The 2645-nt window shown below is 69.1% G+C and carries 1 protein-coding gene; it reads left to right on the top strand.

Annotated elements, in window-relative coordinates:
* Positions 1-17: 17 nt before the first annotated feature.
* A partial coding sequence (locus ACZ3KP_RS40900; protein WP_467506214.1) for a non-ribosomal peptide synthetase occupies positions 18-2645 on the top strand: 2628 nt, incomplete at its 3' end.

Below are 2645 nucleotides of genomic sequence, written 5' to 3'. Positions count from 1 at the left end.
AGCGGCTCGGGCGGCGGGTGCGGCCGGAGGTTCTTCCGGTGTCGTTCGCGCAGCGGCGTCTGTGGTTCCTGGGTCAGCTCGAGGGTGTCTCGGCGACGTACAACATTCCCCTCGCTGTGCGGCTGACGGGTGCGCTGGACGTGGAGGCGCTGCGGGCCGCGCTGGCGGACGTCGCGGGCCGGCACGAGAGCCTGCGCACCGTGTTCCGCCAGAGCACGGACGGCCAGCCGAGCCAGCACGTCCTCGACCCGGTCGAGGGCGCTCCAGAGGTCCGTGCCGAGCCGGTGTCCCTGGACGACGTGACTTCGACCGTGGCCGCGATCGTGGGTGCCGGGTTCAACCTGGAGGGGGACCTGCCGTGGCGGGTGCGTCTGCTGGAGGTTGCCGACGCTCCAGGCCAGTGGGTCCTGGTCGTGGTGGTGCACCATATCGCGGCGGACGGCTGGTCGATGGCGCCGCTGGCGAGGGATCTTTCGCAGGCGTACGCGGCGCGCTGTCGCGGTGCTGCTCCACAGTGGCGGCCGCTCGAGGTGCAGTACGCGGACTACACGCTGTGGCAGCGCGAGGCCCTCGGCGACGAGGACGACCCGGAGAGTGTCATCGCCGCCCAGGTCGCCTACTGGAAGCAGGCCCTGGCCGACCTGCCCGAGCAGCTTGAGCTGCCACTCGACCACCCGCGTCCCGCGACCGCCTCCGCCGAAGGAGCGTCCGTCGGTGTGCACGTGCCGGTCGAAACGCACGCCCGTCTGGTGGACCTGGCGCGTTCCTGCGGTGCGAGTGTGTTCATGACGGTGCAGGCGGCGCTGGCGGTCCTGTTGTCGAAGATGGGCGCCGGGGAGGACATCCCGATCGGAACGCCGGTCGCGGGCCGTACCGACGACGCCCTCGACGACCTCGTCGGATGCTTCCTCAACACGCTGGTCCTGCGGACCGACCTGTCGGGCGATCCGACGTTCCGGGAGGTGGTGGAGCGGGTCCGGGAGGCGGACCTGGCGGCGTACGCCCACCAGGACGTGCCGTTCGAGCGGCTCGTGGAGATCCTCAACCCGACACGCTCCATGGCCCGCCACCCCCTCTTCCAGGTCATGCTCACCTTTCACAACAACGCGCAACCGGACCTCGACCTGCCTGGAGTCCAGGCCGTGCCGGAGCCCCTGACGAACACTGCGGCGAAGTTCGACCTGTCCGTCAGCCTCGCCGAGATCTACGACGAGGGTGGGCTCTCCGGGGGGCTGCTGGGGCAGCTGGAGTTCCGGACCGACCTCTTCACGGCCGAGACCGTGCAGGGCCTCGCGGATCGCCTCGTCCGCGTACTGGAGACGGTGGTGGCGGAGCCCGACCGGGCGATTCGCGAGGTCGACGTGCTCGGTGGCGAGGAGCGTGAGTGCATCCTGCGTACATGGAACGACACCGAGCGGGAGATTCCCGCCGGCACGGTGCTCGACCTGTTCCGGGCGAGAGTGGCGCGCACTCCCGACGCGCTCGCCGTACTCAGCGGCGACGTCGAACTCACCTATGCACAGCTCGATGCGCGTGCGAGTCACCTTGCGCAGAAGCTCATCGCACTCGGCGTGGGCCGGGAGCGCCTGGTCGGCCTGTGCCTGCCGCGTGGGGCGGACATGGTCGTTTCGCTCCTCGCGGTGTGGCGTGCGGGCGGCGCGTACGTGCCTCTGGACCCTGAGTACCCGCCGGACCGACTCGGCTACATGGTGGCGGACAGCGGCGCGGTCGTGGTCCTGGGGACTGCCGACACGGTGCAGGACCTGCCTTCGGAGGCGGTGCACGTCCTGCTGCTTGACGAATTCGTCTACGCGGACGCCGCCCCCTCTGGCGAAGAGCCGCCTGTCGCCGTCGACTCGGACCAACTCGCGTACGTGATCTACACGTCGGGCTCGACGGGACGTCCCAAGGGGGTGGCTGTGCCTCACCGTGGTGTCGCCAACCTCGCAGAGGTGATGCGACCGGTCCTTGGTGTTCAAGAAGGCACAGTGGCCCTGCAGTTCGCCTCCTTCAGCTTCGACGCTTCCGTACTCGACGTGGCCGTCACTCTCGCGGCAGGGGCGACCCTCGCCATCGCGTCCAGCACGGAACGTTCGGAACCCGAGGCACTGGCCGAGATGGTCAAGAAGTCCGGTGTGAACGTCGCCAGTGTGGTCCCCTCCCTGCTCGGGGTGCTCGACCCTGCCGCAGTCTCCGGAGTGGAGAACTGGGTCCTGGGCGCAGAACTGCTGACGGCGGACCTGGCCAGCCGGTGGACGGCCGGAGCCCGCATGTGGAACACATACGGCCCGACCGAGGCCACTGTGATAACCACGGCCGTTGCACTGAACAGCTCCATTCGGCCCGAGGACCAGCCTCCGCCGATCGGGCGTCCGCTGGGAAATACGCGGGTGTATGTGTTGGATGCGGGTTTGTCGCCGGTGCCGGTGGGGGTGGCGGGTGAGTTGTATATCGCGGGTGTGCAGTTGGCGCGGGGGTATGTGGGGCGTGCGGGTCTGACGGCGGAGCGGTTTGTTGCGGATCCGTTTGCCACGGTGGTGGGTTCGCGGATGTATCGGACCGGGGATGTGGTGCGGTGGTCGGCGGATGGTGTGCTGGAGTTCGTGGGGCGTGCTGATGCTCAGGTGAAGGTGCGGGGTTTCCGT

The organism is Streptomyces sp. NPDC020958 (genome assembly GCF_055562175.1).
This window is presented reverse-complemented; position numbering and strand designations above follow the sequence as displayed.